This is a genomic window from Staphylococcus sp. HMSC072H03, assembly GCF_001809305.1.
Taxonomy (GTDB): domain Bacteria; phylum Bacillota; class Bacilli; order Staphylococcales; family Staphylococcaceae; genus Staphylococcus; species Staphylococcus hominis.
This window is the reverse complement of sequence record NZ_KV796867.1, coordinates 99,658-126,136: the sequence shown is the minus strand read 5'-3', so window position 1 is coordinate 126,136 and position 26,479 is coordinate 99,658. Positions and strand designations below refer to the sequence as shown.

The 26,479-nt window shown below is 33.8% G+C and carries 40 protein-coding genes and 1 pseudogene; 2 read left to right on the top strand and 39 right to left on the bottom strand.

Annotation, left to right across the window (positions count from 1 at the left end; translation table 11 throughout):
- Window positions 1–7: 7 nt before the first annotated feature.
- Window positions 8–1,015 (bottom strand): NADP-dependent oxidoreductase, encoded by a 1,008-nt coding sequence (locus tag HMPREF2578_RS01165; protein ID WP_019835195.1) that lies wholly within the window; start codon window positions 1,013–1,015, stop codon window positions 8–10.
- 139 nt (window positions 1,016–1,154) lie between these two features.
- On the opposite strand from HMPREF2578_RS01165, the gene HMPREF2578_RS01160 reads away from it, so the two are divergent.
- The gene (locus HMPREF2578_RS01160; RefSeq protein WP_070508212.1) at window positions 1,155–2,156 is read left to right on the top strand and encodes an LLM class flavin-dependent oxidoreductase; all 1,002 of its coding nucleotides are present in this window, start codon (window positions 1,155–1,157) and stop codon (window positions 2,154–2,156) included.
- A 37-nt stretch (window positions 2,157–2,193) separates the two neighbouring features.
- Here HMPREF2578_RS01160 and HMPREF2578_RS11420 read toward each other — a convergent pair.
- The 9 genes and pseudogenes from HMPREF2578_RS11420 to HMPREF2578_RS01120 all read right to left on the bottom strand — a co-directional run.
- Window positions 2,194–2,438 (bottom strand): annotated as a pseudogene (locus HMPREF2578_RS11420) (alpha/beta hydrolase); the annotation flags it as partial.
- 78 nt (window positions 2,439–2,516) lie between these two features.
- Window positions 2,517–3,929: a 6-phospho-beta-galactosidase gene (gene lacG, locus HMPREF2578_RS01155; RefSeq protein WP_025987241.1), complete on the bottom strand. Its 1,413-nt coding sequence runs from the start codon at window positions 3,927–3,929 to the stop codon at window positions 2,517–2,519.
- A gap of 15 nt (window positions 3,930–3,944) precedes the next feature.
- The gene (locus HMPREF2578_RS01150; RefSeq protein WP_070508211.1) at window positions 3,945–5,696 is read right to left on the bottom strand and encodes a lactose-specific PTS transporter subunit EIIC; all 1,752 of its coding nucleotides are present in this window, start codon (window positions 5,694–5,696) and stop codon (window positions 3,945–3,947) included.
- Between the two features lie 5 nt (window positions 5,697–5,701).
- The gene (locus HMPREF2578_RS01145) at window positions 5,702–6,016 is read right to left on the bottom strand and encodes a PTS lactose/cellobiose transporter subunit IIA (RefSeq protein WP_017174827.1); all 315 of its coding nucleotides are present in this window, start codon (window positions 6,014–6,016) and stop codon (window positions 5,702–5,704) included.
- 19 nt (window positions 6,017–6,035) lie between these two features.
- Complete coding sequence (lacD, locus tag HMPREF2578_RS01140) at window positions 6,036–7,013, bottom strand: tagatose-bisphosphate aldolase (protein ID WP_002448433.1); 978 nt, start codon at window positions 7,011–7,013, stop codon at window positions 6,036–6,038.
- A gap of 3 nt (window positions 7,014–7,016) precedes the next feature.
- Window positions 7,017–7,949 (bottom strand): tagatose-6-phosphate kinase, encoded by a 933-nt coding sequence (locus HMPREF2578_RS01135; RefSeq protein WP_017174828.1) that lies wholly within the window; start codon window positions 7,947–7,949, stop codon window positions 7,017–7,019.
- Between the two features lie 12 nt (window positions 7,950–7,961).
- The gene (gene lacB, locus HMPREF2578_RS01130) at window positions 7,962–8,477 is read right to left on the bottom strand and encodes a galactose-6-phosphate isomerase subunit LacB (RefSeq protein ID WP_002448324.1); all 516 of its coding nucleotides are present in this window, start codon (window positions 8,475–8,477) and stop codon (window positions 7,962–7,964) included.
- A gap of 15 nt (window positions 8,478–8,492) precedes the next feature.
- Complete coding sequence (gene lacA / locus HMPREF2578_RS01125; RefSeq protein WP_002448540.1) at window positions 8,493–8,921, bottom strand: galactose-6-phosphate isomerase subunit LacA; 429 nt, start codon at window positions 8,919–8,921, stop codon at window positions 8,493–8,495.
- A 232-nt stretch (window positions 8,922–9,153) separates the two neighbouring features.
- Window positions 9,154–9,909, bottom strand: coding sequence for a DeoR/GlpR family DNA-binding transcription regulator (locus tag HMPREF2578_RS01120; protein ID WP_017174829.1), 756 nt, complete (start codon window positions 9,907–9,909; stop codon window positions 9,154–9,156).
- A gap of 205 nt (window positions 9,910–10,114) precedes the next feature.
- Here HMPREF2578_RS01120 and HMPREF2578_RS01115 point away from each other — a divergent pair, with 205 nt between their 5' ends.
- The gene (locus HMPREF2578_RS01115; RefSeq protein ID WP_048762071.1) at window positions 10,115–10,849 is read left to right on the top strand and encodes an NAD-dependent protein deacylase; all 735 of its coding nucleotides are present in this window, start codon (window positions 10,115–10,117) and stop codon (window positions 10,847–10,849) included.
- A 160-nt stretch (window positions 10,850–11,009) separates the two neighbouring features.
- Here the strand turns inward: HMPREF2578_RS01115 and rpsI are convergent, their stop codons facing one another.
- From rpsI to rplV, 29 genes are all read right to left on the bottom strand, one after another.
- Complete coding sequence (gene rpsI, locus HMPREF2578_RS01110) at window positions 11,010–11,402, bottom strand: 30S ribosomal protein S9 (RefSeq protein ID WP_002448344.1); 393 nt, start codon at window positions 11,400–11,402, stop codon at window positions 11,010–11,012.
- Window positions 11,403–11,421: 19 nt separating this feature from the next.
- Window positions 11,422–11,859 (bottom strand): 50S ribosomal protein L13, encoded by a 438-nt coding sequence (gene rplM, locus HMPREF2578_RS01105; protein ID WP_002448612.1) that lies wholly within the window; start codon window positions 11,857–11,859, stop codon window positions 11,422–11,424.
- A 250-nt stretch (window positions 11,860–12,109) separates the two neighbouring features.
- Window positions 12,110–12,913 carry a tRNA pseudouridine(38-40) synthase TruA gene (gene truA, locus HMPREF2578_RS01100; RefSeq protein WP_070508210.1) on the bottom strand — a complete coding sequence of 268 codons (804 nt, stop codon included), beginning with the start codon at window positions 12,911–12,913 and terminating at the stop codon, window positions 12,110–12,112.
- 4 nt (window positions 12,914–12,917) lie between these two features.
- A complete protein-coding gene (locus tag HMPREF2578_RS01095) occupies window positions 12,918–13,724 on the bottom strand; it encodes an energy-coupling factor transporter transmembrane component T family protein (RefSeq protein WP_049434086.1) in 807 nt (268 codons plus the stop codon).
- Window positions 13,714–14,577, bottom strand: a complete 864-nt coding sequence (locus tag HMPREF2578_RS01090) for an energy-coupling factor transporter ATPase (protein ID WP_019835776.1) — start codon at window positions 14,575–14,577, stop codon at window positions 13,714–13,716. Before HMPREF2578_RS01090 ends, HMPREF2578_RS01095 begins: the two co-directional genes overlap by 11 nt.
- Window positions 14,574–15,386 carry an energy-coupling factor transporter ATPase gene (locus tag HMPREF2578_RS01085; RefSeq protein ID WP_049379213.1) on the bottom strand — a complete coding sequence of 271 codons (813 nt, stop codon included), beginning with the start codon at window positions 15,384–15,386 and terminating at the stop codon, window positions 14,574–14,576. Before HMPREF2578_RS01085 ends, HMPREF2578_RS01090 begins: the two co-directional genes overlap by 4 nt.
- A 301-nt stretch (window positions 15,387–15,687) precedes the next feature.
- Window positions 15,688–16,059 carry a 50S ribosomal protein L17 gene (gene rplQ / locus HMPREF2578_RS01080; RefSeq protein ID WP_002448491.1) on the bottom strand — a complete coding sequence of 124 codons (372 nt, stop codon included), beginning with the start codon at window positions 16,057–16,059 and terminating at the stop codon, window positions 15,688–15,690.
- A gap of 21 nt (window positions 16,060–16,080) precedes the next feature.
- On the bottom strand, window positions 16,081–17,025 hold the full coding sequence (locus HMPREF2578_RS01075) for a DNA-directed RNA polymerase subunit alpha (RefSeq protein ID WP_002448356.1): 945 nt from the start codon (window positions 17,023–17,025) through the stop codon (window positions 16,081–16,083).
- Between the two features lie 82 nt (window positions 17,026–17,107).
- Window positions 17,108–17,497 (bottom strand): 30S ribosomal protein S11, encoded by a 390-nt coding sequence (rpsK, locus tag HMPREF2578_RS01070; protein WP_000101625.1) that lies wholly within the window; start codon window positions 17,495–17,497, stop codon window positions 17,108–17,110.
- A 23-nt stretch (window positions 17,498–17,520) separates the two neighbouring features.
- Window positions 17,521–17,886: a 30S ribosomal protein S13 gene (gene rpsM, locus HMPREF2578_RS01065; RefSeq protein ID WP_002448629.1), complete on the bottom strand. Its 366-nt coding sequence runs from the start codon at window positions 17,884–17,886 to the stop codon at window positions 17,521–17,523.
- A 22-nt stretch (window positions 17,887–17,908) separates the two neighbouring features.
- Window positions 17,909–18,022: a 50S ribosomal protein L36 gene (rpmJ, locus tag HMPREF2578_RS01060; protein ID WP_001829709.1), complete on the bottom strand. Its 114-nt coding sequence runs from the start codon at window positions 18,020–18,022 to the stop codon at window positions 17,909–17,911.
- 31 nt (window positions 18,023–18,053) lie between these two features.
- Complete coding sequence (gene infA, locus HMPREF2578_RS01055) at window positions 18,054–18,272, bottom strand: translation initiation factor IF-1 (RefSeq protein WP_001829792.1); 219 nt, start codon at window positions 18,270–18,272, stop codon at window positions 18,054–18,056.
- Window positions 18,273–18,471: 199 nt separating this feature from the next.
- On the bottom strand, window positions 18,472–19,122 hold the full coding sequence (locus HMPREF2578_RS01050) for an adenylate kinase (RefSeq protein ID WP_002448556.1): 651 nt from the start codon (window positions 19,120–19,122) through the stop codon (window positions 18,472–18,474).
- 18 nt (window positions 19,123–19,140) lie between these two features.
- A complete protein-coding gene (gene secY / locus HMPREF2578_RS01045) occupies window positions 19,141–20,433 on the bottom strand; it encodes a preprotein translocase subunit SecY (RefSeq protein WP_002448596.1) in 1,293 nt (430 codons plus the stop codon).
- Window positions 20,433–20,873 (bottom strand): 50S ribosomal protein L15, encoded by a 441-nt coding sequence (rplO, locus tag HMPREF2578_RS01040; RefSeq protein WP_017174842.1) that lies wholly within the window; start codon window positions 20,871–20,873, stop codon window positions 20,433–20,435. The genes secY and rplO overlap by 1 nt, the downstream gene beginning before the upstream one ends.
- 19 nt (window positions 20,874–20,892) lie before the next feature.
- Window positions 20,893–21,072, bottom strand: coding sequence for a 50S ribosomal protein L30 (gene rpmD, locus HMPREF2578_RS01035; RefSeq protein WP_001096576.1), 180 nt, complete (start codon window positions 21,070–21,072; stop codon window positions 20,893–20,895).
- A 16-nt stretch (window positions 21,073–21,088) separates the two neighbouring features.
- A complete protein-coding gene (rpsE, locus tag HMPREF2578_RS01030; RefSeq protein ID WP_002448405.1) occupies window positions 21,089–21,589 on the bottom strand; it encodes a 30S ribosomal protein S5 in 501 nt (166 codons plus the stop codon).
- 20 nt (window positions 21,590–21,609) lie between these two features.
- Window positions 21,610–21,972 carry a 50S ribosomal protein L18 gene (gene rplR, locus HMPREF2578_RS01025; protein WP_017174843.1) on the bottom strand — a complete coding sequence of 121 codons (363 nt, stop codon included), beginning with the start codon at window positions 21,970–21,972 and terminating at the stop codon, window positions 21,610–21,612.
- Between the two features lie 31 nt (window positions 21,973–22,003).
- Window positions 22,004–22,540 carry a 50S ribosomal protein L6 gene (gene rplF / locus HMPREF2578_RS01020; protein WP_061544272.1) on the bottom strand — a complete coding sequence of 179 codons (537 nt, stop codon included), beginning with the start codon at window positions 22,538–22,540 and terminating at the stop codon, window positions 22,004–22,006.
- 24 nt (window positions 22,541–22,564) lie between these two features.
- Entirely contained in the window at window positions 22,565–22,963 is a 399-nt protein-coding gene (gene rpsH, locus HMPREF2578_RS01015) for a 30S ribosomal protein S8 (RefSeq protein ID WP_002448514.1), read from the bottom strand.
- 31 nt (window positions 22,964–22,994) lie between these two features.
- Window positions 22,995–23,180, bottom strand: a complete 186-nt coding sequence (locus HMPREF2578_RS01010; protein ID WP_001140799.1) for a type Z 30S ribosomal protein S14 — start codon at window positions 23,178–23,180, stop codon at window positions 22,995–22,997.
- Window positions 23,181–23,202: 22 nt separating this feature from the next.
- Entirely contained in the window at window positions 23,203–23,742 is a 540-nt protein-coding gene (gene rplE, locus HMPREF2578_RS01005; RefSeq protein ID WP_002448593.1) for a 50S ribosomal protein L5, read from the bottom strand.
- A gap of 25 nt (window positions 23,743–23,767) precedes the next feature.
- The gene (gene rplX / locus HMPREF2578_RS01000) at window positions 23,768–24,085 is read right to left on the bottom strand and encodes a 50S ribosomal protein L24 (protein ID WP_002448459.1); all 318 of its coding nucleotides are present in this window, start codon (window positions 24,083–24,085) and stop codon (window positions 23,768–23,770) included.
- A gap of 35 nt (window positions 24,086–24,120) precedes the next feature.
- Window positions 24,121–24,489 (bottom strand): 50S ribosomal protein L14, encoded by a 369-nt coding sequence (gene rplN / locus HMPREF2578_RS00995; protein WP_002432661.1) that lies wholly within the window; start codon window positions 24,487–24,489, stop codon window positions 24,121–24,123.
- Between the two features lie 31 nt (window positions 24,490–24,520).
- Window positions 24,521–24,784 (bottom strand): 30S ribosomal protein S17, encoded by a 264-nt coding sequence (gene rpsQ, locus HMPREF2578_RS00990; RefSeq protein WP_002448443.1) that lies wholly within the window; start codon window positions 24,782–24,784, stop codon window positions 24,521–24,523.
- 26 nt (window positions 24,785–24,810) lie between these two features.
- Window positions 24,811–25,020 carry a 50S ribosomal protein L29 gene (rpmC, locus tag HMPREF2578_RS00985; protein WP_070508209.1) on the bottom strand — a complete coding sequence of 70 codons (210 nt, stop codon included), beginning with the start codon at window positions 25,018–25,020 and terminating at the stop codon, window positions 24,811–24,813.
- The gene (gene rplP / locus HMPREF2578_RS00980) at window positions 25,010–25,444 is read right to left on the bottom strand and encodes a 50S ribosomal protein L16 (RefSeq protein ID WP_002448374.1); all 435 of its coding nucleotides are present in this window, start codon (window positions 25,442–25,444) and stop codon (window positions 25,010–25,012) included. The genes rpmC and rplP overlap by 11 nt, the downstream gene beginning before the upstream one ends.
- A gap of 2 nt (window positions 25,445–25,446) precedes the next feature.
- Window positions 25,447–26,100 carry a 30S ribosomal protein S3 gene (rpsC, locus tag HMPREF2578_RS00975; protein WP_017174845.1) on the bottom strand — a complete coding sequence of 218 codons (654 nt, stop codon included), beginning with the start codon at window positions 26,098–26,100 and terminating at the stop codon, window positions 25,447–25,449.
- Between the two features lie 23 nt (window positions 26,101–26,123).
- Window positions 26,124–26,477, bottom strand: a complete 354-nt coding sequence (rplV, locus tag HMPREF2578_RS00970) for a 50S ribosomal protein L22 (protein ID WP_001829734.1) — start codon at window positions 26,475–26,477, stop codon at window positions 26,124–26,126.
- Between the last annotated feature and the right edge of the window lie 2 nt (window positions 26,478–26,479).

The window sequence follows — 26,479 nt, the reverse complement described above, 5'->3', positions numbered from 1 at the left end:
TTTTAAATTATACATTCTCTGACACTTTAACGATCTGTTTGCCAAAGTTTTCACCTGTAAATAAGTTTCTGAACGCTTTTGGTAAATATTCAAATCCTTCTTCTATAGATACTTTTGTTTTAATTTTTCCTTCTTGTATCCACGTTGCCAGTTCTTTACTTGCATGTTCAAAGTCATCGGAAAATTCCGCTACCAAGAAACCACGCATCAGTGCTTGATGTTTAATTAATGTGCTTTGTACACGTGGACCTTTTTCTTGTTCAGTATTATTATAATTAGAAATCGTACCGCAAACAGGAATACGTGCATGACGGTTGAGATGTTTCATAACTTCATCGGCTATTGTGCCACCTACATTTTCAAAATAAACATCTACGCCATTCGGTACGGCTTTTGCTAATGCTTCTGCAAAATCATCCTTTTTATAATCAATGCCTGCATCAAAACCCAATTCTTCTGTTAGATAATTCACTTTTTTATCTCCACCAGCTATACCTACTACTGTAGCACCTTTGATTTTAGCAATTTGACCAACCACAGCACCTACTGCACCAGAAGCTGCTGAAACTACTACAGTGTCGCCTTCTTTTGGTTGACCAATCTCTAATAAACCGTGATAAGCTGTTTGACCTGTCATACCTAACGTACTTAAATATAAATAAAGTGGTACATCTGTATTAGATATTTTACTTACATTCTCTTCATTTACTGTATTAATACGCTTCCATGGTAACATACCTACAATAATGTCATCTTCATTAAATTTTTCAGAATTTGATTTAATAATTTTGCCTACAATGTGACTTTGAATAGGTTCGCCAATTTTAAAAGGCTCCACATAAGAATCAGCTTGAGTCATTCTTCCACGCATATATGGATCGACAGATATATATAAAGATTCAATTTGAATTTCATTTTCTTTCGGATCAACTATGTCAATATTTTCATATTTAAATGTATCATCTTGGGGCATACCTTCAGGATATTTTGCTAATAAAACTTGCTCATTATTCATTATAAAAGACTCCTTTCAGTATTCAAAAACAGTGTCATATCACAAACAATTTTATCGCAATTCAACTGCTTTCACTTTATAATGTCTAGTATGATAACACTTAATACTTTATTATACCAAGCAAAGTGAGGTCTTAAACTTGAAATTAAGTATCTTAGACTATGTACCACTCTTTGAAGGTGATACACCACAAGAAGCTTTAAATCATTCAATTGAACTTGCTCAACTATCAGAGAAACTTGGTTATGCACGTTATTGGGTAGCAGAACATCATCAAGTTCCTTCTGTTGTATCAAGCGCTCCTGAAATCGTAATGGCTATGTTACTTGAACATACACACTCTATTCATATTGGAAGTGGCGGTGTGATGCTCCCCCATTATAGTGCTTACAAAGTTGCAGAACAATTTAAAATTATGGAAGTCAAACATCCTGGCCGAATTGATATGGGAATTGGGCGATCTCCTAGCTTCAAAAATGTAAACGAAGCGCTAAATGAATTTAAAACTCAAAAACCCAAACTATCTCAACAAATAGATGATTTGAACAAATACTTTACGAATGACACTATTCATTCACATCGTTTCAAAACTTTAGAAGCCACTCCATACACAGAGCATTCACCTGAGATGTTTATTTTAGGAATGAGTGAACAAAGTGCTGAGCTTGCCGCAAAAAAAGGCTTACCTTTTGTGATTGCTCATATGGGTCAATCGCACGCAAATTTAACACATGTCATTCAACATTATAAATCGCGTTTTACAGAGTATCATGGTCATTCGCATTCACCCTATATTATTTTAGCTACTTTTGTCGTTACGGCAGAAAATGAATTAATGATTAAGCAATTATTAGATGCATTAAATTTGTGGTTAATACGTATTAACTATCTTAAACAACCTAAAGTATATCCTTCTATTGAAACAGCACAGCAACGCCATTATTCTGAAAGAGATCAAGAAAAAATAGAAAAAAATAAACGTCGAATGATTAGTGGCTTACCACATGAAGTAGCTCAGCAGTTAATACAATTACAAAACGAATTTGAAGTCGATGAAATCATGATTCTTCCTAATGTATACGGACATACTCATCGTACTAAATTAATTGAACTTATAGCTCAGGCTTGTCTAGATAATTAGGAGAGTCATTATTTTGAACGCGCTTAAATTTTATTTATTTACCTTTATAAATACTTTTTAATCCATGTAACTTTTTAAAACCTTCACTCATTTTGTTTGGTTTGCCATTTTGATCAACTTGAATTTCATTCACCTTTTCATTTAAATTAAGAACGCTATTATATGTTCTAGCAATATTGATTTCTTTTTTAGTGGCGGAAATGGTGAAAGATTACCATCATTTTTCATAAAATACATGAAAGATAAGTCCCCCATAAAATGTGCGACAAAATTATACTCCTTATTTCTTTAATACTAGTATCTCAATAAAATAAGAAACAGGACAGAAATTTTCATTTCTGTCCTGTCAAATTTATAAAATTACTTAATTTCTTTAGATTCAGCTAATGCTTTATACCAATATGCACTTTTTTTCGGATAACGTTCTTGTGTGTCAAAATCAACGTAGAATAGACCGTAACGTTTTTCATAACCATTAGACCATGAGAACACATCCATAAGTGACCATAAGAAATAGCCTTTTACATTGGCACCATCACGTATCGCATCAGCAATGACTTCAAGATGTTTTTTAACATAGTCGATACGTGCATCATCATCAACTGTCTTACGTTCTTCGTCGAATTCATCTTTATAACCAAGTCCGTTTTCAGTAACATAAATTTTGTGATAGTTAGGATAATCTTTTATAACACGCATAATTTGATCATAAAGACCTTGTGGATAAATCATCCAATCCCAATCAGTACGAGGAACATCTATGTCAAATTCACGTTGTCCTACACCTTTAAGTTGATACTTAGAGCCACCTTTATCTCCAGTAGCATTGTGTGTAATTTCTGATTCTCCTTCATATCCTCTCATCCAATCACTCATATAGTAATTGATACCTAAGAAGTCATTTAAATCTTTTGCAGCATCTAATGTAGCATAATCTTCATCGGTAATATCTAATTTACCGCCATTGACAGAAAGAATATGTTGTACACCTTCCATAGTTTCACGAGAATATTTTCCTAAATATGTTGCATCTAAGATAAATTTATTATGAATAATATCTTCAAGTTCTGCTGCTCTTACATCTTCCGGATTTGAAGGATCATATGGATACTTAGTTGGTAATGCATGAACTACTCCAATTTCCCCATTATATCCATTATCTTTAAATAATTTAACTGCTTTTGCATGTGCGACCATCATATTATGATGAGATTGGAATACTTTTGCAAAATCATATTTAATTCCTGGTGGGAATTTACCGACTAAATACTGGCCATCACCAATAGGACCAATTTCATTAAAAGTAGTCCAATAGTTGACTTCAGTAAATTCTTCAAAGCAGAATTTTGCATAGTCTACAAAATAATCAATCGTTTTACGGTTTAAGAAATCTCCATCACTGTGAAGTGTTTCTGGAGTATCAAAATGATGTAATGTAACAAACGGTTCAACGTGTCGTTTATGACACTCTTTAAATAAATTGTGATAGAATTCTACACCTTTTTGATTAACTTCTCCATAACCTGTTGGAAAAATTCTTGACCACGCGATAGATATACGGATACCATTAACACCAAATTTTTCACTTAATTCTAAATCAACTGGATATTTATGATAAAAGTCACTTGCAGGTTCAGCTGTATACCAATAGTTTTCTTCTAGATAAGTGTCCCAGGCTACACGACCTTTTCCGTCTGTTTGAGTCGCACCTTCTGCTTGATAAGCTGCTGTTGCACCACCGAAAATAAAATCTTCTGGTAATTTTTTCATTATACTTTCATCTCCTAATTATTTTTCAAATTGTTGTTGAACGAAGTCTAATGCTGCTTTGCCATCACGAGTTAAGTTAATGTATTCAACACCTTGAGTTTTTGCTAATTTAATACCTAATCGATCTGTATCTTGTTTTATATCTTCATAGTTAGAAGCAACTTGAGGCGCTAAAATAATTAATTGATAGTCTTTCATAATATCCATATGTGCACCATAACCACCAGCTGCCGCTTTTACAGGTACCTGATATTCTTCAGCAGCCTTGTTTAACGCATTTGCAAGTAATCCACTTGTACCGCCACCGGCACATAAGACTAAAACGTTAGTTTGTTCGTTAATTGAATTTGATGACTCTTTAGCCGATACTTCCTCATCGGAAGGTGCTGGTTCAGTTGTTGTCGCTTCATTTGCACCAGCAGTTGCTAAAATTGCATCTGCTTTTTTCGTATCAAAGTTTGCTGATACTTTTTCTTTTAATTCATTATTTACTTCTTTATTGCCTCGTTCTTCTTCAAGAATTTGTTCATCATATACTTTTAAAAATGGATAATAAATCATAACGTCAACTACGATTAATACAATCGCTAACACAAATGACCAAAAAGCAAAGCCTGTACCCATCACAATACCAAGAGGCCCTGGTGTCGTCCATGGTAAGAAGATGCTAAAACTATTCATTTTAAGTACATCAACAAAGAATTTAAAGATCCATACGTTTACTATTGGTGCAAAAATAAATGGTATGAAAAATACTGGATTTAATACGAGTGGTGCACCAAATAAAATTGGTTCATTTACTCCAAAGAATGTTGGTACAACCGATGCTCTACCAATGGCTTTATTTCTTTTTGATTTAGTTAACCACATAAACATAAATGGTACGACTAATGTAGCACCGGTACCCCCCATAGTTGCAACGAACATTTGTGTACCAGGTGTAATAATTTTATCTGCATGTTCTCCTGCTTGAATCAAATTTAAGTTTGTTTCAAGATTTGCATAAGTAATTGCAGCGATTGCTGGTTCAACAATAGATGGACCATGTATACCTACAAACCAGAAGAATGCGAAAGCACCGAAGATAAGTGTGACACCAATCCAGCCATCTGCCGCAGTAAATAATGGTTCAAAGATTTTTAATACGGCGTTCGCTACATTTGTATGAATAAATGTTCTTGATAATAAATCTAATGCATAAATAATGATAATAACCGCTGACAACGGGAAGATATCTTTAAATACCTGGGAAATATTTGGTGGTACTTCTTTAGGCATTTTTATTGTAATATTTCTTTTAATAAAGAAATTATAAACAATTACGGTAATAAAGGCTGAAATAAAGGCTGTTAATAATCCTTTTGTACCCATAAATGCACTTAAAAATCCACCTTCTTTAATTGGATCTGCTGCTAAGAATAAAAATCCACACATCGCAGCCATCATTGTAGAAATAAAGTTAATTTGATTGGTTTTATCTAATTTCCTGTTGTAGGAATCGGTTAAAGACTTAGCTGTTGTTCCAGCTACAATCAAACCAACAATTCCCATGGTATAGTTATATGGTTTCATCAATATACCTTCCATCGTTTTACTCCAAGTAAAGCCAAACACGTTAGGTACATATGTGATTAAAATAAATATACTTGAGAACAAGATAATTGGAATTGCTGCAATAAATCCATCACGAATCGCTCTTAAATAAATATTACGGGATATTTTTTCAAAGAACGGCTTTCCTTTTTCTATCCATGCTATTAACTTATTCATAGGGGTCAGCTCCCTTTTTTGTATAATTCAATTAAATGCTTCATTAAATCTTTTAATAATAACGTTGTCATTAAATGGTCTTGTCCGTGAATCATTGTAATACTAAATGCAATGTCATCACCTTGCGCTTCTTGAGCTAATAAGTTTGTTTGAGCTTTATGTGCATTTGCAATACATTCATTTGCTTCCTCAGTAAGTTGTTCAGCTTTTTCAAAATCACCTTCATTAGCAGCGTTTAAAGCCTCTAATAATTTTGAACGTGCATCTCCTGCATATGCGACAATTTCAAAACCAAGTAATTGTACTTCTTCTCTGTTCATATGAATAACCTCCCCTAAGTTATTTTGCTTTCCAAGATGTTGCAGTTGTTTTTAGTACTTTATTTAAATCATCAATGTTTTTATATCCAGTTGTACGTAACCATTCTCTTGCAGCTTGTTCTCCTTGTTCAATATAAACTTTAACTGCACCAGACCATGTCGCACGTCCACATAACACACCATTGAAATGTGCACCTGCATCATGAGCAAATGTTAATGTGTCTTGGAATAATTCAGCTGATACACCAGCACTTAAATAAATATAAGGTAAATGTGTCGCTGCATCTTGATCACGGAAATGTTGTGCTGCTTCTTCTTTTGTGTATACAACTTCACCCTCTGTAAATCCTTCGACAAAATTCATATTTACGGGTACTTCAACTTTAAGTACATCAACATTGAATCGATCTTCTGAGAATAACTTCATTGCTTCATTTACTTTACGAGGTTTTACTTTTGCAAATTCAGCACTTTTATTATCTGGAATATTATCATCATAAGTTAACACTTCTAAGAAAAATGGAATGTCTTCAGCAACACATTCTGAACCAATTCGTTCAATATAAGCTTTCTTTTGAATGTTAATCTCTTCTGAATCATCTACATCATAATAAAGTAAGAATTTAACTGCATTGGCACCCTGTTCTTTTAAACGTTTAGCAGACCATTCTACTAAGCAATCTGGTAAACGACCTTTTGCATTCACGTCATATCCAGTTTTTTCATATGCAAGTAATAAACCACACTCTTTATTACGTGCATCAGAAGCAGGTAAGCCATATTCAGGATCTAAAAGAATAGAAGATGCATATTGTGTTAACTCTTCTGATACAAGTACTTTTAATTGTTCGATTTGTTCAACTGTAGGAGGTTCTGTTTGATGTTCAGCCATCATTCTTTTTAATGCCCCACGTTGATCAAATGCTAAAGCTGAAATAATCCCATCTTGATTACTTAATTGTTCGATTGATGCTAGTTTTTGTTGTGATTTTGTCATGAATTACACCTCTATAACTTCAATTTGTTTGAATAGTTCTTTAAATTTATCTACATTGATATGACCTGTTTGATGCTCCATTGCATTTAACATTCCAAATGCATTCGCTTTTTTCAGTAAATCTTCATCGGATTGTTGATGAACAAGACCTGATGCAATACCTGCCACTGTAGAATCACCAGACCCTACAGGATTAACGACTTCTATTTTTGGGATATTTACTTTATAAAATGTTTGATGATGTTTAGCGAAAGCGCCATCGCCACCTAAAGAAACAATAATCCATTCAATACCTTTGAAGATGGGTTGAGTAACCGCTTCTTTTAAACTATCGATATCTGTAGTGACAGTAGTGTGTAATAATTGAGATAATTCATCAATATTAGGTTTTATCACTGAAGGCTTACTTTCGCTCAACAATACATCCATTAATGATTGACCAGAACTATCTAAAATCGTGGGTAGCCCTTGTTCATTTGCTAATTTCACAATATCAGCGTAGTAATTGGTATTAAGACCTTTAGGTAAACTGCCAGACATCGCTATAACATTGGCTTTTTTAAATAGTTCTAAAAGATGTGCTTTATAGCTGTCTGCTTCTCTCTTGTCAATAGTTGGTCCTTGTTCGAGTATTTCAGTTTGTTGTCCTTCATGTAGAATAGCGATACAATTTCGCGTTTCTCCTTTTATTTTGAAGAAAGACTGTTCAATTTGAGCATCCATTAATTGTTCTTCAATAAATTGACCTAATGCGCCACCTAAAAAGCCACTTGCTAACACATTTTCGCCAAATTCTGATAATACACGTGTTACATTTAATCCTTTTCCTCCAGCAGTTTTACTCGTCTTTTTAACTCTATTCACAGTATCTAGATGAAACTGTTCTAATGGGTAAGAGATATCAACTGAAGGATTTAAAGTTAATGTTAGAATCATTTCACATCTTCCTTAATCGTGATATTCACCTTTGTCCCATTTTTCTAAGAATTCATCAAAGAAGTGAGGATTAGCTTGATTATCGTTATGTGCTTCTAAATGATTAATTTTAGCAATTAATTTTTTATTTTCTTCAGTAGGTTTGTATTCCGCTTTAATAAATGCATCAACGATATCGAAAATAAATAATTCACCTGCTACTTTACCGCCGAAACTAACAACATTAGCATTCAATTCTTCTTTTGAATAAAGTGCTGATGTCATATCACGTACTAATGCTGTTCTTACACCTGGAACTTTGTTTGCTGCATTACTAATACCAACGCCAGTACCACAAATACATACGCCTAAATCTGCTTCTCCACTAGCAACTTTTTCTCCTACTTTTTTACCGAAGATAGGATAATGTGTACGTGTAAAATCATACGTACCTACATCAATAACTTCGTGTCCTTGAGCTTTTAAGTGTTGTGAAACTTCCATTTTTGTATCAGTTACAATGTGATCGCAACCTATAGCAATTTTCATTATTTATTCCTCCAATTAGCACATTTTATTTAACATATCTACACGGATTTGGTGACGTCCGCCATCATAGTGTCCATTTACAAATTCTTTAGCAATATTTTTAGCTAATGTATCGCCTACAATTTCAGCACCCATTGTAATCATGCGTGCATTGTTGTGACTACGTGTCATATATGCTGAACGTTCATCTGATACTTCAGCAGCAATCATTCCTTTTACTTTTGTAGCAACAATAAAACTACCTGCACCATAAGCATCCACTGCAATTCCTAAATTATCATCGTTCTTTTGTACTTCGTGTACAACTGCTAATGTTGAATCAACAAAGTCTAATTCTTTTCCTTCTGTTACATCTACTACATCATGGTTATTTTCTTTTAAAAATGTTTTTACAACATCTTTAAGACGTTGACCAGCGACATCTGAACCAATAAAAATTGTCATAATGATTCTCCTTTGAAAATAAGATAATTAAACACATGTGTTTGAAAAAGCGCTTTCAAATCTTTACACCTAAATTATAAACATAAATAAACAAATAATCAACAATAAATGTTCGAATATTGTTTGGAATTTCATTTTTTAAACAAAATATTTTGTTTTTATGTTTAATTGCGTTCAATTATCTAAAAAAAATACCAAGATTGTTTATTTAAACAATCTTGGTATCATTCAATTAATATATCACTTCTGTGTAAGCTTTTAATTTTTGTACATTATCTTCATCATTTTTATCAACAACTACTGCTGTTAAATCTTCTAAATGACATAATTGAGTAAAATCTTCTTTTCCAATTTTTGAAGTATCAATTAATAAGTATTTTTCAAGTGAACGATGAAGTGCAAGTTGTTGTGTATACGCTTCGTCAATTGTAGAAGTGAGTACATCTGCATCTTTTATTCCATTACAACTAAAAAACATTTTACTAAATCGTTTTGTTTTAAGAAGCGTATTTGTCATTTCACCTACAAATGATTCAGTAAGTTCTCTCATTTCTCCACCTAATAAGTAAACTTTAAAATTTAGCGAACGCTTTTTAAATAATATTTGAAATACTGGAAAACAATTCGTAATCACTGTTAATGACTCTCGTTCTATTAATTGAGCTAGTAACTCGATTGTTGTTCCAGGTCCTAAAAAAATCGTATCATTTTCTTCAATTAAGTTAACAGCTTTCCTTGCGACAGCACGTTTTTCTTCAATATTCTCTGTGTGCTTTTCTTGATGAGACTTTTCTTTAATTTGAAAAGTTGAATTACTACGTGCACCACCATGTATTTTAGTTAGTAATCCTTTTTCTTCTAGTTCAGCTAAATCACGACGCACTGTCATGTCAGATACATTAAGTTCCTCAACGATTTCATTTGTCCTAACCGTTCCTTTTTGATTTACGAGTTTAGTAATTTCTTCTAAACGATCGTATTTATTCATTCAAATTCTCACATCCAACTTATTTTATTAAACATGTCCATATAAAATGAACACATATATCTCATAAAGATTTTAAACGCAATTTCATTCTATACTATTACTTGTTTTAAAACTAGAAAATAAAGGTAAAAATATGTTGTAATAATAGTATAAAATTCATTTTAAAAAAGTTATATTAGTCATTATTATAAACGAGGTGCTCAGATTGAGTAATAAAATTGAAAAATTAAAAGAAATTGTTGATAAATCAAACAAAATTGTATTTTTTACTGGTGCGGGTGTATCAGTTGCAAGTGGTATACCTGATTTCCGCTCCATGGGTGGATTATTTGATGAAATTTCAAAAGAGGGTTATTCACCTGAATATTTATTAAGTATTGATCATTTAAATGATAATAAAGAAAGCTTTATCGACTTTTATCATAAACGACTACTAGTAGCAGATAAAAAACCTAATATCGTCCATGAATGGATTGCAGAGTTAGAAAAAGAAGGCAAATCTTTAGGTGTGATTACTCAAAATATCGATGGGTTACATGAGGATGCTGGAAGTGAACATATTGATGAAATTCATGGTACACTGAATCGCTTTTATTGCATCAATTGTGGGAAAGAATATACGAAATCATATGTTATGGAACACAAATTAAGATATTGTGAGAACTGCGGTGATGTCATTCGTCCTGATATCGTATTATACGGTGAAATGCTCGATCAGCCTACTGTCTTTAGAGCATTAGATAAAATCCAAAAAGCAGATACTGTCATTGTGTTAGGTTCATCCTTGGTCGTACAACCTGCTGCTGGCTTTATTTCTAACTTTACAGGAGACAATCTTGTAATTATTAATAGAGACGCTACACCGTATGATAGACAAGCAAGTTTAGTTATTCATAATGACATGACAGAAGTGGTTGAAGAAGTTATGAAAAATAAATAGATATACATGTGGCTAGTGTTTTTTAGAACTACTAGCCTTTTTATATAAAAAAGCACTTCTCAACTTTGAGAAGTGCTTTAAACATTTTAATTGAACACAAATTGCTGACGCAATTTGCATATTGAACTTGTAAGCAAACAAGTTTGCAACAATTCCAATATTAACGTTTTGAGAATTGTGGAGAACGACGTGCTTTTTTAAGACCTGGTTTTTTACGTTCTTTCATACGTGGGTCACGAGTTAATAAACCTGCGCGTTTTAAAGAACCTCTGTATTCTGGATCAGCTTCTAATAATGCACGAGCGATACCATGACGGATAGCTTGAGCTTGTCCAGTGAAACCACCACCGTATACGTTAACTAATACATCATAGTTACCTTTAGTTTCTGTAACATCGAATGGTTGGTTTAAGTCTAAGATTAATGATTCGAATGGTAAGTATTCGCGTACGTCACGATCGTTAACAGTGATATTACCTTCACCTGGTACTAAACGTACACGTGCTACTGAGTTTTTACGACGGCCTGTGCCTCTATATTCAACTTGTGCCAATGTAATTTCCTCCTTCTAATTAACCACGTAATTCGTAGTTTTCTGGTTGTTGTGCAGCGTGTGGGTGTTCAGCGCCACTGTATACAAATAATTTTTTACCTTGTTTTTCACCTAAACGTGAACTTGGTAACATTCCTTTGATAGAAGTTTCAAGTAAACGAGCAGGGTTGTTACGTTTTAATTCACCAGCAGTCACTGATTTAATACCACCTGGGTGATTTGAGTGACGGTAGTAAACTTTATCTTGTTCTTTTTTACCAGTTAATTCGATTTTTTCAGCGTTGATGATGATTACATAGTCACCAGTATCAACGTGTGGTGTATAAGTTACTTTATTTTTACCGCGTAAGATAGATGCTACTTCTGATGATAAACGACCTAATGTTTGGCCTTCAGCATCGATAACATACCATTTGCGCTCAATGTTTGATTCATTTGCCATAAATGTTTGACGCATAATAATTATCCTCCTAAAAATAAATGCTTCGTCTTAGATTACAGGTACTCATCGCAGTCGAACCTACGAACGAGGCCTGCAATCTAGGTCATTCTGTTACGATTTCAAAGCGTAATGTTCATTTATTTTATTCCTGTCTAATCTGCTTATATATCTTGTAACACAATAAGTTTCCGGGGCTTATCGTGGGATGATATAAAACAATACCGTTAACTATCTTATATTTTATAAGCCCATTTGTCAATGCATATTAGTCATTTTGTAATGATTTTTTGTAATGTATTTTTACATCCTCACCAAAGTCATTTTTAAGTGCTTCTGGATCTAAATATATCTTTTCAAGATATAATCCTTCAGCGGGTGCTGTAAAAGGCACATTATCTCTATTTTTAGCTTTAAGCAGTTCAGGAACTTCGTTAGGTTGTCGCTTCCCTTTACCTACTTCTATTAAAAAAGCTACAAGTACGCGCACCATATTATATAAGAAACCAGAACCTGTGACGATATAGTCAAAACCTTCGTCCGTTTTGACAACTTCACTTTGGTATAGTGTACGTTCTTTACTTTCAACTTCAGTCTTTTGTGAACAAAATCCAGTAAAATCATGAGTTCCAATAAAGTGTTTAGCCGCTTCATTCATCTTATCTAAATCTAAGTCATCTTTTATAAATGTCTTAAGACCACTTTCAAATGGATTGCGATGTTCCGCTTGATACACTTTATAGCGATATCTCTTACCTACACAATCATAACGACAATGAAACGTGTCATCTACTTGTTTTACACTATTCACGTAAATATCCTCAGGTAACGCACTATTCATCGCATATTTCCATTGTTTAGGCTCAATATTCAATTCTGTGTCAAAATGAAAATACTGTTCATAAGCATGCACACCACGATCTGTGCGACTTGATGGATGTATACGCACATGTCGGCGATGCATACGTTTTAAAATTTTTTCAAATTGTTGTTGAACAGTTCTACCTTGTTGTTGAATTTGAAAACCAAGAAATCCATGTCCTTGATACGCAATATTTACTAGTATGCGCAATGTCTTACACTCCCATATATTTTAATATAAATAATATCATTCCAATAGGTATCAGACTGAATAGACTCAAAGTATCTCTCTTATGCCATGACAACTTACGATAACTTGTACGTTGTACATTAGCATCATATCCTCTAACTTCCATTGCAATGGCTAATTCATCAGCTCTTTGAAAGGCAGAAATAAATAGCGGTATCATTAATGGGATGAAAGCTTTAATTCTTGTCATTAAACTCCCCGAACTGATTTCAGAACCTCTTGATTTTTGAGCAAGAATAATTTTATCTAATTCATCCATCAATGTTGGAATAAACCTTAAAGCAATTGACATAATCATACTTAATTGATGCACAGGAATTTTAAATAGTTTCAATGGGGCCATTAACTTTTCAAAAGCATCAGTCAAGTCAATTGGACTTGTTGATAATGTCATAATTGTTGCAACCATAACAATCGTTATTAATCTTAAAGAAATAAAAATACCTTCTAATACCCCTGTACTATCAATTTTAATAAAACCTATTTCTAATAGCGTAGTCCCACCGTGAGTAAAGAAGATGTGCATTAAAAACGTAAAGATTAAGAAGAAAAATATCGGTGTTAATCCTTTAATTAAAAACCAAAATTGAATTTTAGCCATTTTCATAAAACATAGAATTAATAATATTATCCAAGCAAATGTAGCAAAAGAATGAGCAAAAAAGATAAAAATAATAAATACAAATACAAAAATCAACTTTGCTCTAGGATCAAGACGATGTATCACAGAGTTATTAGGTAAATAACGTCCTATAATAAGTTTATTTTTCATGTTCTTGCCACTCCTGATACAATGTTACAAACTCATCTTCATTTAAGGCAATATCATTAAACATGGTTTGATATTTATCTTCAACATCATATTGCAGTTGTACTACATCAGGCAATGCAATATGCCAATCTTTCAGTTTTTCGTGTTGTCTGAATAATGATTTAGGAGAGCACTGTTCTATTACTTTCCCTTGTCTCATTACAATGATTTCTTCTGCATATCGCGCCACATCATTCATATCGTGTGACACTAATATGACTGTTTTATGATGATTGACTTGAATTGATTTTATTAATTCCATCACTTGCTGACGACTTTTTGGGTCAAGTCCAGCAGTAGGCTCATCAAGAATAATTATATTCGGTTTCATTGCAAGGATAGAAACTAATGCAATTTTACGCATCTGACCACCTGACATTTCAAATGGCGATTGTTCCATAATATGATGATCAAAACCTAAATCTAAGAGTAACTGATACGCATAAGACTTAACTTGTTCCACATTCATCTTAAAATTTTTAGGACCAAATGCTACTTCTCTTTCCACACTATCTTCAAACAATTGTGATTCAGGAAATTGAAAAACCAAACCTACTTGTTGTCTTAATTCTCGTAGATGCTTGTCTTTTGTTTTATGAGTAATCTCCTTATTATCAAAAGTAATACTACCTTTTGTTGGTTTTAATAGCCCATTAAAATGTTGAATGAGTGTGGATTTACCACTTCCTGTTTGACCAACAATCGCATAGTATTTACCTTGCTCAATTTTGAGATTGATATCATTTAAGGCTTGATATTCATAAGGAGTGCCTTTTTGATAAATATATGAAACATGATTAAATTGAATGGTCATAATTTATCAACCAGCCCTTCATATGTAGTGAATTCATCTTTAAAGCCTAGCTTTTGATTCATTTTCATTGCAAATGGTAAATCTAAGCCAATCTCTACTAAATACTGTGTATTTAAAAAAATAAAATTTGGCTTGCCTTCTTTGTAAACTTTGCCTTTATTCATAATGACGACATGATCACTTTCTAACGCTTCACTTAAATCATGAGTAATAGAAATAATCGTTAAATTTTTCTCTTGTTTAACTTGTTTAATTAATGAAAGTAAAGACTGTTTACCTTGGGGATCTAACATAGAGGTTGCTTCATCAAGAATGATGACATCTGGACTTAGTGCTAAGACTCCTGCAATAGCCACGCGTTGCTTTTGGCCTCCCGATAAAGAATGTGGTTCATATTCCATATATTCTTTCATATCTACATTATCTAAAGATTGAATGACGATTGCTTTCATTTTGTCATGAGATACTGCGTGATTCTCGAGTCCAAAAGCTACATCATATTCCACAATTGAACCTACAAATTGATTTTCTGGATTTTGAAAGACAATACCAATATGGCGTCTAACCTCTCTTAAATAATCAGGCGTAACTAAATGATTGTTATAAAAAATTTCTCCTTCAGTTGCTTGTTCTATTCCAACTATAAGTTTTGCAATTGTAGATTTCCCCGAACCATTATGTCCTACAATGGATGTCCATTGATGTTTTGGTATATTAAATGACACATCTTCTAAAGTGAAGGCCGCATCTTTTTGATATTGAAAATGTACATGTTTAAGTTCGATGATATTGTTATTATCAGTTTTCACAGCCTTCCTCCTTTATTAATAGTTACTACATTAGTTTACATGAATAAAAACTAGATGTACATGAGTAAACGTCTTTTATATATAAAAAGAGTCATGCCTCAAAAGCACGACTCTTTTTAATCATTATAGATTCATTAAAATTAAAAAAGCGCGCACCCCATCACATTTTAGTTGAGTTCACGCTTTATATTAGTATTTAGTTGATGGGGTACTCTGAGCTAGACAATATTTGTATGTGGCAAACATTATCGTTGCACTCATTTGCTTTAAATACAAGTAGTTAGTGTATTTATATATAAAATTAATCTACTAATTCGATGATAACTGATTCAGCACCGTCACCACGACGAGGACCTACTTTAAGAATACGAGTGTATCCACCTTGACGTTCTGCATAACGTTCAGCAATTTCACCAAATAATTTTTGAAGTGCAGTTTGTGTAGTTTCATCTTCATTTAAGATTTCAACATTACGTAATGTTTTAGCAGCATTACGACGAGATGCTAAGTCACCTTTTTTACCTAAAGTGATTAATTTCTCAACAACACTACGAACTTCTTTTGCACGAGCTTCTGTAGTTTCAATACGCTCACTTACGATAAGTGATGTAGCTAAATCACGTAACATAGCTTTACGTTGATCAGAAGTACGACCTAATTTTCTGTAACCCATGAGTTAACCTCCTTTAACTTATTAATCTTCTTTTCTTAAACCTAATCCTAAATCTTCTAATTTATATTTAACTTCTTCAAGAGATTTACGACCTAAATTACGCACTTTCATCATATCAGCTTCAGACTTGTCCGCTAATTCTTGAACAGAATTGATGCCTGCACGTTTTAAACAGTTATATGAACGCACTGATAAGTCTAATTCTTCGATAGACATTTCAAGTACTTTTTCTTTTTGATCTTCTTCTTTTTCAATCATGATTTCAGCATTTTGCGCTTCATCTGTAAGACCAACGAAAATATTTAAATGTTCAGTCATAATTTTAGCAGCTAATGAAACAGACTCTTGTGGAGTAATTGAACCATTAGTCCAAACATCTAAAGTTAATTTATCAAAATCACTACTTTGACCTACACGTGTATTTTCAACTGTATAGTTTACACGTTCAACAGGTGAATATAGTGAATCTACAGGAATTACACCAATTGGTAAATCACTAGTATTATTTTGTTCTGCTAATGCGTAACCTCTACCCTTATTAGCAACAAGACGAATTTTTAAATGTCCACCTTTAGACACTGTTGCAATTTTAAGTTCTGGGTTTAGAACTTCAACATCACTATCGTGAGTAATATCACTTGCTGTTACTTCGCCTTCATCTCTCACATCAATTTCTAATGTTTTATCTTCTTCAGAATAGATTTTTAATGCTAATTTTTTGATGTTCATAATAATTGTAGAAACATCTTCAACAACATTGTCTATAGCTGAAAATTCGTGTAAAACACCTTCAATTTCGATGTACTTAACGGCTGCACCTGGTAATGAAGATAGTAGGATACGACGTAAGGAGTTTCCTAGTGTAGTACCGTAGCCACGTTCAAGTGGTTCAACAACGAACTTACCGAATTTAGCATCTTCACTAATTTCAATTGTCTCAATTCTAGGTTTTTCAATTTCTATCATTTACAAAATCCTCCTTAATAACGTCGAATTAATTTTAAAATTGTTTCGCTCAGTGATTTGTAACAATAACAATCAATAAAAATTATACGCGACGACGTTTTGGTGGACGACAACCGTTGTGAGGTACTGGAGTAACGTCTCTGATTGCTGTTACTTCTAAACCAGCTGATTGTAATGCACGAATAGCTGATTCACGACCTGGTCCAGGTCCTTTTACTGTTACTTCAACAGTTTTCAAACCATGTTCCATTGCTGATTTTGAAGCAGTTTCAGATGCCATTTGAGCAGCGAATGGTGTTGATTTTTTTGATCCTTTGAAACCTAATGCACCAGCTGATGACCAAGATAAAGCATTACCAAATTCATCAGTGATAGTTACGATTGTATTGTTGAATGTTGAACGGATGTGTGCTACACCATTTTCAATATTCTTTTTAACTCTACGTTTACGAGATACTTGTTTACGTGCCATTTATATTTTGCCTCCTTTACCTATTATTTTTTCTTATTAGCTACAGTTTTAACTGGGCCTTTACGAGTACGAGCATTGTTTTTAGTTTTTTGACCACGAACTGGTAAACCACGACGGTGGCGAATACCACGGTATGATGAAATTTCCATTAAACGTTTAATGTTTAAGTTTTGTTCACGGCGTAAGTCACCTTCTACTTTATAACCGTCAACTACTTCACGGATACGACCTAATTCGTCATCTGTTAAATCTTTTACACGTGTATCAGCTGATACGTTAGCTTCTTCAACAATTTTTTTAGCTGTTGAAGTACCGATACCATATACGTAAGTTAATGAAATAACTACGCGTTTTTCACGTGGAATATCTACTCCTGCAATACGTGCCATATATTTTTACACCTCTCTTTTATTAACCTTGTCTTTGTTTGTGCTTAGGATTGTCACAAATTACCATAACTTTACCTTTACGTTTAATGACTTTACATTTTTCGCAAATAGGTTTTACTGATGGTCTTACTTTCATTTTTATACCTCCCTATATTATGGAGTGACGATTATTTATAACGATACGTAATTCTACCGCGTGATAAATCATACGGAGACATTTCTACTGTTACTTTGTCGCCAGGTAGAATACGAATATAATTCATTCTAATTTTACCACTTACATGTGCTAAAATTTCATGACCATTTTCTAATTCTACTTTAAACATAGCATTTGGTAAAGTATCAAGTACTGTACCTTCTAATTCTATTACATCTTGTTTCGCCATTGATTAACTTCCCCCTTTTTACAATAGTAAGGTAATCGTCAATAGACAACTTCAACGATACGAATCTAATATAGTGAATAGTTATTATAAGTTTAACAAAATGCGGGAATTATGATCGTCATACGACACTCAAAAAATAAATTCTTGCCAGAGAAACCTAATCAAAGTTCACATAAATCTAGATCGCACATTAGTTGACCTATTTTAATTGATCTAAGATATCAATGACATCTTTGGTTACTTCGTCAATATCTTTCGCACCATCAATGTTTTTCAATACGCCTTTTTCATCGTAATACTCTAAAATTGGCTTGGATTGTTTAACATTAACGCTTAAACGATTAGATACTGTTTCTGGATTATCATCTTTACGTTGATAAAGTTTTCCACCATCGATATCACAAACACCATCAACCTTTGGAGGATTAAATACAAGATGATAAGTTGTACCACATTTCTCACAGATACGACGACCTGTAAGACGATTCATTAGCTCTTCCTCAGGAACTTCAATATTGATAACAGCATCAATATTTCTGTCAAGCTCAGACATAATGTTGTTTAATGCCTCAGCTTGCTCAATTGTTCTAGGGAATCCATCTAATAAGAAACCTTTTTTTGCATCGTCTTCAGAAATTCTTTCTTTAACGATACCTACAGTAACTTCATCAGGGACTAATTCTCCACGATCCATGTATGATTTAGCTTCTTTTCCTAAATCAGTTTCATCTTTAATCGCTTTTCTGAACATGTCACCAGTAGATATATGTGGTATTGGGAATTTCTTAACAATTTCACTCGCTTGAGTACCTTTACCAGCTCCAGGTAAACCCATTAAAATGATATTCATAAATTGCCCTCCTACAAATTATCTACCACCAAAGCCTTTATATTCTTTTTGACTCACTTGTGCTTCAAGTGATTTCATAGTTTCAATTGCTACACCAATAACGATTAATAAACTTGTACCACCAATTTGAATTGATTGAGGTAAATTCATAAATTTTGTCGCTATAATTGGAAGAATAGCAATAACTGCTAAGAAAATAGAGCCTACAAAAGTTAAGCGATAAAGTACTTTAGTAATATATTTTTTTGTTTGTTCCCCAGGTCTAATTCCTGGTACATAACTACCTTGTTTTTTCAAGTTGTCAGCCATTTTTTCAGGATTAACTTGAACAAAGGCATAGAAATATGCAAATGCAATAATTAATATAACATAAACAATCATACCATAAGTGTTTGAAGGGTTAGCATATTCTGCAATATTTTGCGCCCAATCAGCTTTAGGGAAGAACAATGTTAATGTTCTTGGCAATAAGAAGAATGCCATCGCAAAGATGACTGGAATAACCCCTGCAGAGTTTACTTTTAAAGGTAGATATGTTGCTTGTGATCCTAAACGTTGTGCAGATTGTTTTTTAGCATACTGAATTGGAATTTTACGTTTCGCTTCCAATACATAAATCGCTCCAATTGTTAATAAAATTAATCCAACAATTAAACCGATGACTTTTAACCATGCTAACGTTGTATCGTCATTACCAACAAATGCTTGTTGCACAAATTGGATAATTGATGATGGCAACGTTGATAAAATACCTGCAAAGATAATGATTGAAATACCATTACCTACACCAAACTGTGTAATTTGATCACCAAGCCAAATTAAAAATGCAGTTCCAGTTGTTAAAACTACAGCAATCAATAAATAACTCATGACAGATTGATGAATAATCAATTTACCGCCTAAATAGTTATTAAATTGAAATGCCATACCAATTGACTGTATAAATGCCAATATGATAGCGAAATAACGTGTTACATTGCTAAGCTTTCTTTTACCTACTTCACCTTGTTTAGCCCATTCAGTAAATTTAGGGACAATGTCCATTTGTAATAATTGCATTACGATAGAAGCAGTGATGTACGGCATTATACCCATAGCAAAGATAGAAAAGTTCTTTAAGGCTCCGCCACCAAACGTATTAAGAAGAGCAGCGACACCTTGATCAGAACCTTGCTGTTCAAAAGGCTCAGGATTAACTCCAGGAGCCGGAATATAAGTTCCTATTTTGAATATTACTAACATTGCTAATGTGAAGAAAATCTTGTTTCGAACTTCTTTAGTTTTAAAGAAGCTCATAAACGTTTGAAACATTAGATCACCTCGTGTGCTCCACCTTTAGCATCGATAGCTTCAACCGCTGAAGCTGAGAATTTGTGAGCTTTCACTGTCAATTTTTTATCAAGTGAACCATTACCTAGTACTTTAATACCAGATTTTTCATTCTTAACCACACCAGTTTCAACTAATAAAGCTGGAGTTACTTCAGTACCATCTTCAAATTGATTAAGTTGGTCTAAGTTAACAATAGCATATTCTTTACGATTAATGTTAGTGAAACCTCGTTTTGGTAAACGACGGAATAAAGGTAATTGTCCACCTTCAAATCCTGGTCTTACGCTACCACCTGAACGTGCTTTTTGACCTTTTTGACCGCGACCACTAGTTTTACCATTACCTGTACCAGCACCACGACCTACACGATTACGTACACGACGTGAACCTTCAGCTGATTTTAACTCATGTAATTTCATTATTTAGGCACCTCCTTAATTATTTTTCTTCAACTGTTAATAAGTGTTTAACTTTGTTGATTTGCCCACGAATTGCAGGGTTATCTTCAACAACTACTGAACTATTAGTCTTTTTAAGACCTAACGCTTCAACAGTTTTACGTTGTGTTTCAGGACGACCAATAACACTACGAGTGAGGGTAATTTGTAATTTAGCCATTATTTATTTTCCCTCCTTAATTATATAATTCTTCTACTGATTTGCCACGTAATTTCGCAACATCTTCAGCGTTTTTAAGGTTTTGTAAACCATTTAATGTCGCACGTACCATGTTGATAGGTGTATTTGAACCTAATGATTTACTTAAGATATCAGTGATACCTGCTAATTCTAATACGGCACGTACTGGACCACCAGCGATAACTCCTGTACCAGGTGCAGCTGGTTTCATAAATACACTACCAGAACCATAACGGCCAGTGATAGTGTGAGGAGTTGTTCCTTCTACACGTGGAACTACTACTAAATCTTTTTTAGCTGCTTCTACAGCTTTTTTAATAGCTTCTGGTACCTCTTGAGCTTTACCAGTACCGAAACCTACACGACCATTTTTATCTCCTACTACTACTAATGCAGTGAAACGGAAACGACGTCCACCTTTAACAACTTTAGCAACACGATTAATTGTAACAACGCGTTCTTCAAATTCTTTCGTTTCTTCTTCTCTACGAGCCATGTATTTGTCCCTCCTTTAAATTAAAATTCTAATCCGTTTTCTCTCGCAGCTTCAGCTAACGCTTTAACGCGACCATGATATAAATAGCCACCACGATCAAATACGATTTCTTTGATACCTTTATCTGAAGCTTTTTTAGCGATTACTTCACCAACTTTAGTTGATAAATCAACTTTAGAAGTAGAATCACTAGCGATATCTTTATCTTGAGATGAAGCTTGTACTAAAGTTTCACCTTTAACATCATCAATAATTTGTGCATAAATATGTTTGTTTGAACGATATACATTTAAACGTGGTTTTTCAGCTGTACCTGATAATTTAGTACGCACACGAGCATGTCTTTTCAAACGCACTTTGTTTTTATCAATTTTACTGATCATTGTATTACTCCTTTCTTTAGAGAGTTATCTATTATTTACCAGTTTTACCTTCTTTACGGCGAACATATTCACCTTGGTAACGGATACCTTTTCCTTTATAAGGTTCTGGAGGTCTTACTGAACGAATATTAGAAGCGATAGCTCCAACTTGTTCTTTAGATACACCAGATACTGTAACAGTTGTATTTTTCTCTACTGCGAAAGTAATGCCATCTTCAGCTTTAATTTCAACAGGATGAGAGTAACCAACGTTTAATACTAAGTCATTACCTTGCATTTGAGCACGGTAACCTACACCAACAAGTTCAAGAGTTTTAACAAAACCTTGAGAAACACCTTGTACCATATTATTTAATAACGCACGAGTTGTACCATGAACTGTTCTATCTTCTTTAGAATCAGTAGGTCTTACAACTTCTAGAGTGTTTTCATCTTGTTTAAAAGTCATTCTTTCATCAAAAGTTCTAGTTAATTCACCTTTAGGACCTTTTACAGTAGCTGTTTGTCCGTCAAAAGATACTGTAACGTCACTAGGGATGTCAATAATTTTCTTACCAACACGACTCATGTTATGGCACCTCCTTATTTATTATTACCAAACGTATGCGATGATTTCTCCACCAACGTTACGTTTTCTAGCTTCTTTATCAGTGATGACACCTTCAGAAGTTGAAACTAATGCGATACCTAAACCATTTAATACTTTAGGCACTTCGTTCGCTTTAGCATATACACGTAAACCTGGTTTTGAGATACGTTTTAATCCTGTGATAACACGTTCATTGTTTTGACCATATTTTAAGAATAAACGAATAACACCTTGTTTATCATCTTCAACGTATTCTACGTTTTTAATGAAACCTTCATTTTTTAAGATTTCAGCAATTTGTTTTTTAATATTTGATGCAGGTAATTCTAATTTCTCGTGACGCACCATGTTTGCGTTTCTTACACGAGTAAGCATATCTGCGATTGGATCTGTCATAGTCATTTATTGTTGCCTCCTTTCAAACTCTTTTATCTTACCAGCTAGCTTTACGTACGCCAGGAATTTGGCCTTTATAAGCTAATTCACGGAAACAAATACGGCATAATTTAAATTTACGATATACAGAATGTGGACGACCACAGCGTTCACAACGAGTATATTCACGTACTGCATATTTTTGTTTTTTCTGTTGCTTAGCAACCATAGAAGTTTTAGCCACTTAATTAGCCTCCTTTTAGAGATTATTTACGAAATGGCATACCGAAGTTTGTTAACAATTCACGAGCTTCCTCGTCAGTGTTAGCAGTTGTTACGATAACAATATCCATTCCTCTTACTTTACTTACTTTATCATAATCGATTTCTGGGAAAATTAATTGTTCTTTAATTCCTAAAGTGTAGTTACCACGACCATCGAAAGCTGTTTTAGAAACACCTTGGAAGTCACGTACACGAGGTAATGAAACTGCGATTAATTTATCTAAGAATTCATACATTCTTTCTCCGCGAAGTGTTACTTTTGCACCGATTGGCATACCTTCACGTAAACGGAATGTTGCAACTGATTTTTTAGCTTTAGTGATTAATGGTTTTTGTCCAGTGATTAATTCTAACTCTTCAACAGCATTATCTAACACTTTAGAGTTTTGAACTGCATCACCAACACCCATATTTACAACGATTTTTTCGATTTTTGGTACTTCCATTACTGAACTATAGTTGAATTTTTTAACTAAGTTTTGAGTAACTTCAGTATTATATCTTTCTTTTAAACGGTTCAAAGTGGATCCTCCTTTCAACTAGTTATTAATTATTAGATTTGATTTCTTCGCCAGATTTTTTAGCGATACGAACTTTTTTACCATCTACAAATTTGTAACCAACACGAGTAGGTTCATTTGTTTTAGGATCTAATAATTGTACGTTAGAAACATGGATTGCTGCCTCTGTTTCTAAGATTCCACCTTCAGGATTTAATTGAGTTGGTTTTTGGTGTTTTTTAATAACGTTAACACCTTCCACAACGACGCGGTCTTTTTTAGGTTCAGTAGCGATTACTTTACCTTCTTTACCTTTATCTTTACCTGCGATAACTTTAACGTTGTCACCTTTTTTGATATGCATGTGGGCACCTCCTTAAATATTATGGTTTTAATAAATTATAGTACTTCTGGTGCTAATGATACGATTTTCATGAAGTTACCTTCACGTAATTCACGAGCAACAGGACCAAAGATACGAGTACCACGTGGGCCTTTGTCATCACGAATAATGACACATGCATTTTCATCAAATTTGATATAAGAACCATCGTTACGACGTACGCCTGATTTAGTTCTAACAACAACAGCTTTCACAACGTCGCCTTTTTTAACAACGCCACCTGGTGTTGCATTTTTAACAGTACATACGATGATATCGCCAATGTTCGCTGTTTTGCGACCAGATCCACCTAATACTTTGATTGTAAGTACTTCACGAGCACCAGAGTTGTCTGCTACTTTTAAACGCGTTTCTTGTTGGATCATTAGTTAAACCTCCCTTATCTCTAATCTTGTATTAAATAATTACTGATTCTTCAACAATTTCTACTAAACGGAAACGTTTTGATGCTGATAAAGGACGAGTTTCTTGAATTCTAACAATATCTCCTAATTTAGCTGAATTGTTTTCATCATGAGTTTTATATTTTTTAGAGTATTTTACTCGTTTACCGTATAATTTGTGTGTTTTGTAAGTTTCAACAAGTACAGTAATTGTTTTGTCCATTTTATCAGAAACAACTTTACCTACATAAACTTTACGATCGTTTCTTTCACTCACTTTTGTAACCTCCTCTTTCTTATACTTTATTGATTAGCTTTACTTTGTTCAATTTCTCTTTCACGAGCAACAGTTTTTAGACATGCAATTGTTTTTCTAACTGTACGAATACGTGCAGTTTCTTCTAATTGACCTGTAGCTAACTGAAAGCGTAGGTTAAAAAGCTCTTCTTTTGAAGATTTGATTTGTTCTTCGATTTCTGAAGTGGTTAAGTCTCTAATTTCCTTAGCTTTCATTTGTTTCACCACCCAATTCTTCACGTTTTACAAACTTAGTTTTTACTGGAAGTTTGTGACTTGCTAAACGTAATGCTTCACGAGCTACATCTTCAGATACACCAGCGATTTCAAATAAAATACGACCTGGTTTTACAACTGCGATCCAGCCTTCAACAGCACCTTTACCAGCACCCATACGTACTTCTAAAGGTTTTTTAGTGTAAGGCGTATGTGGGAAGATTTTAATCCAAACTTTCCCGCCACGTTTCATGTAACGTGTCATAGCGATACGAGCAGATTCGATTTGACGAGATGTGATCCAAGAAGTTGTTGTAGCTTGTAAACCATACTCACCAAATGTTACAAAGTTACCGCCTTTAGAACGACCAGTTGTTTTTGGACGATGTTGACGACGATATTTAACACGTTTTGGTAGTAACATTATTATTTTCCTCCTTCACTAGTATTCTTAGTAGGAAGAACTTCACCACGATAAATCCATACTTTAACACCTAATTTACCATAAGTAGTGTCTGCTTCAGCATGTGCATAATCAATGTCAGCACGTAAAGTATGAAGTGGAACAGTTCCTTCTGAATATTGTTCAGCACGAGCGATGTCAGCTCCGCCTAAACGACCTGATACTTGAGTTTTGATACCTTTTGCACCAAGTTTCATAGCTCTTGTAATAGCTTGTTTTTGTACACGACGGAATGAAGCACGATTTTCTAATTGACGTGCGATATTTTCTGCTACTAAACGAGCATCCATATCAACTTTTTTAATTTCCACAACGTTGATGTGTACTTTTTTATCAGTTAAGTTATTTAATTTATTACGAAGTTTTTCAATTTCTGAACCGCCTTTACCAATTACCATACCAGGTTTACCAGTGTGGATTGCGATGTTAATACGGTTAGCAGCACGTTCAATGTCAACGTGAGAAACTGACGCTTCTTTTAATTCGTTATCAATGAATTTACGGATTCTTAAATCTTCGTGTAATAAAGAAGCGAAATCTTTTTCAGCGTACCATTTAGCTTCCCAATCACGGATAACTCCAACACGAAGTCCGATAGGATTAATTTTTTGACCCACAGTATTCCCTCCTTAAATAGTTATTAAGCTTCTTTAGCTTCTTCTTTACCGTCACTTACGACGATTGTAATGTGGCTTGTACGTTTGTTGATTGCACTTGCACGACCTTGTGCACGTGGACGGAAACGTTTTAAAGTTGGTCCTTCATTTGCATATGCTTCTTTAACAACTAATTCATCTGTATTCATGTCATAGTTATGTTCAGCATTTGCTAAAGCGGACATTAATACTTTTTCAATTACTGGTGATGAAGCTTTATTAGTTAATTTTAAAATAGCAATAGCTTCTCCAGCATTTTTACCTCTAATTAAGTCAAGAACTAATCTTACTTTACGAGGTGCGATTCTGATTGTTCTAGCAACCGCTTTTGCTTCCATTA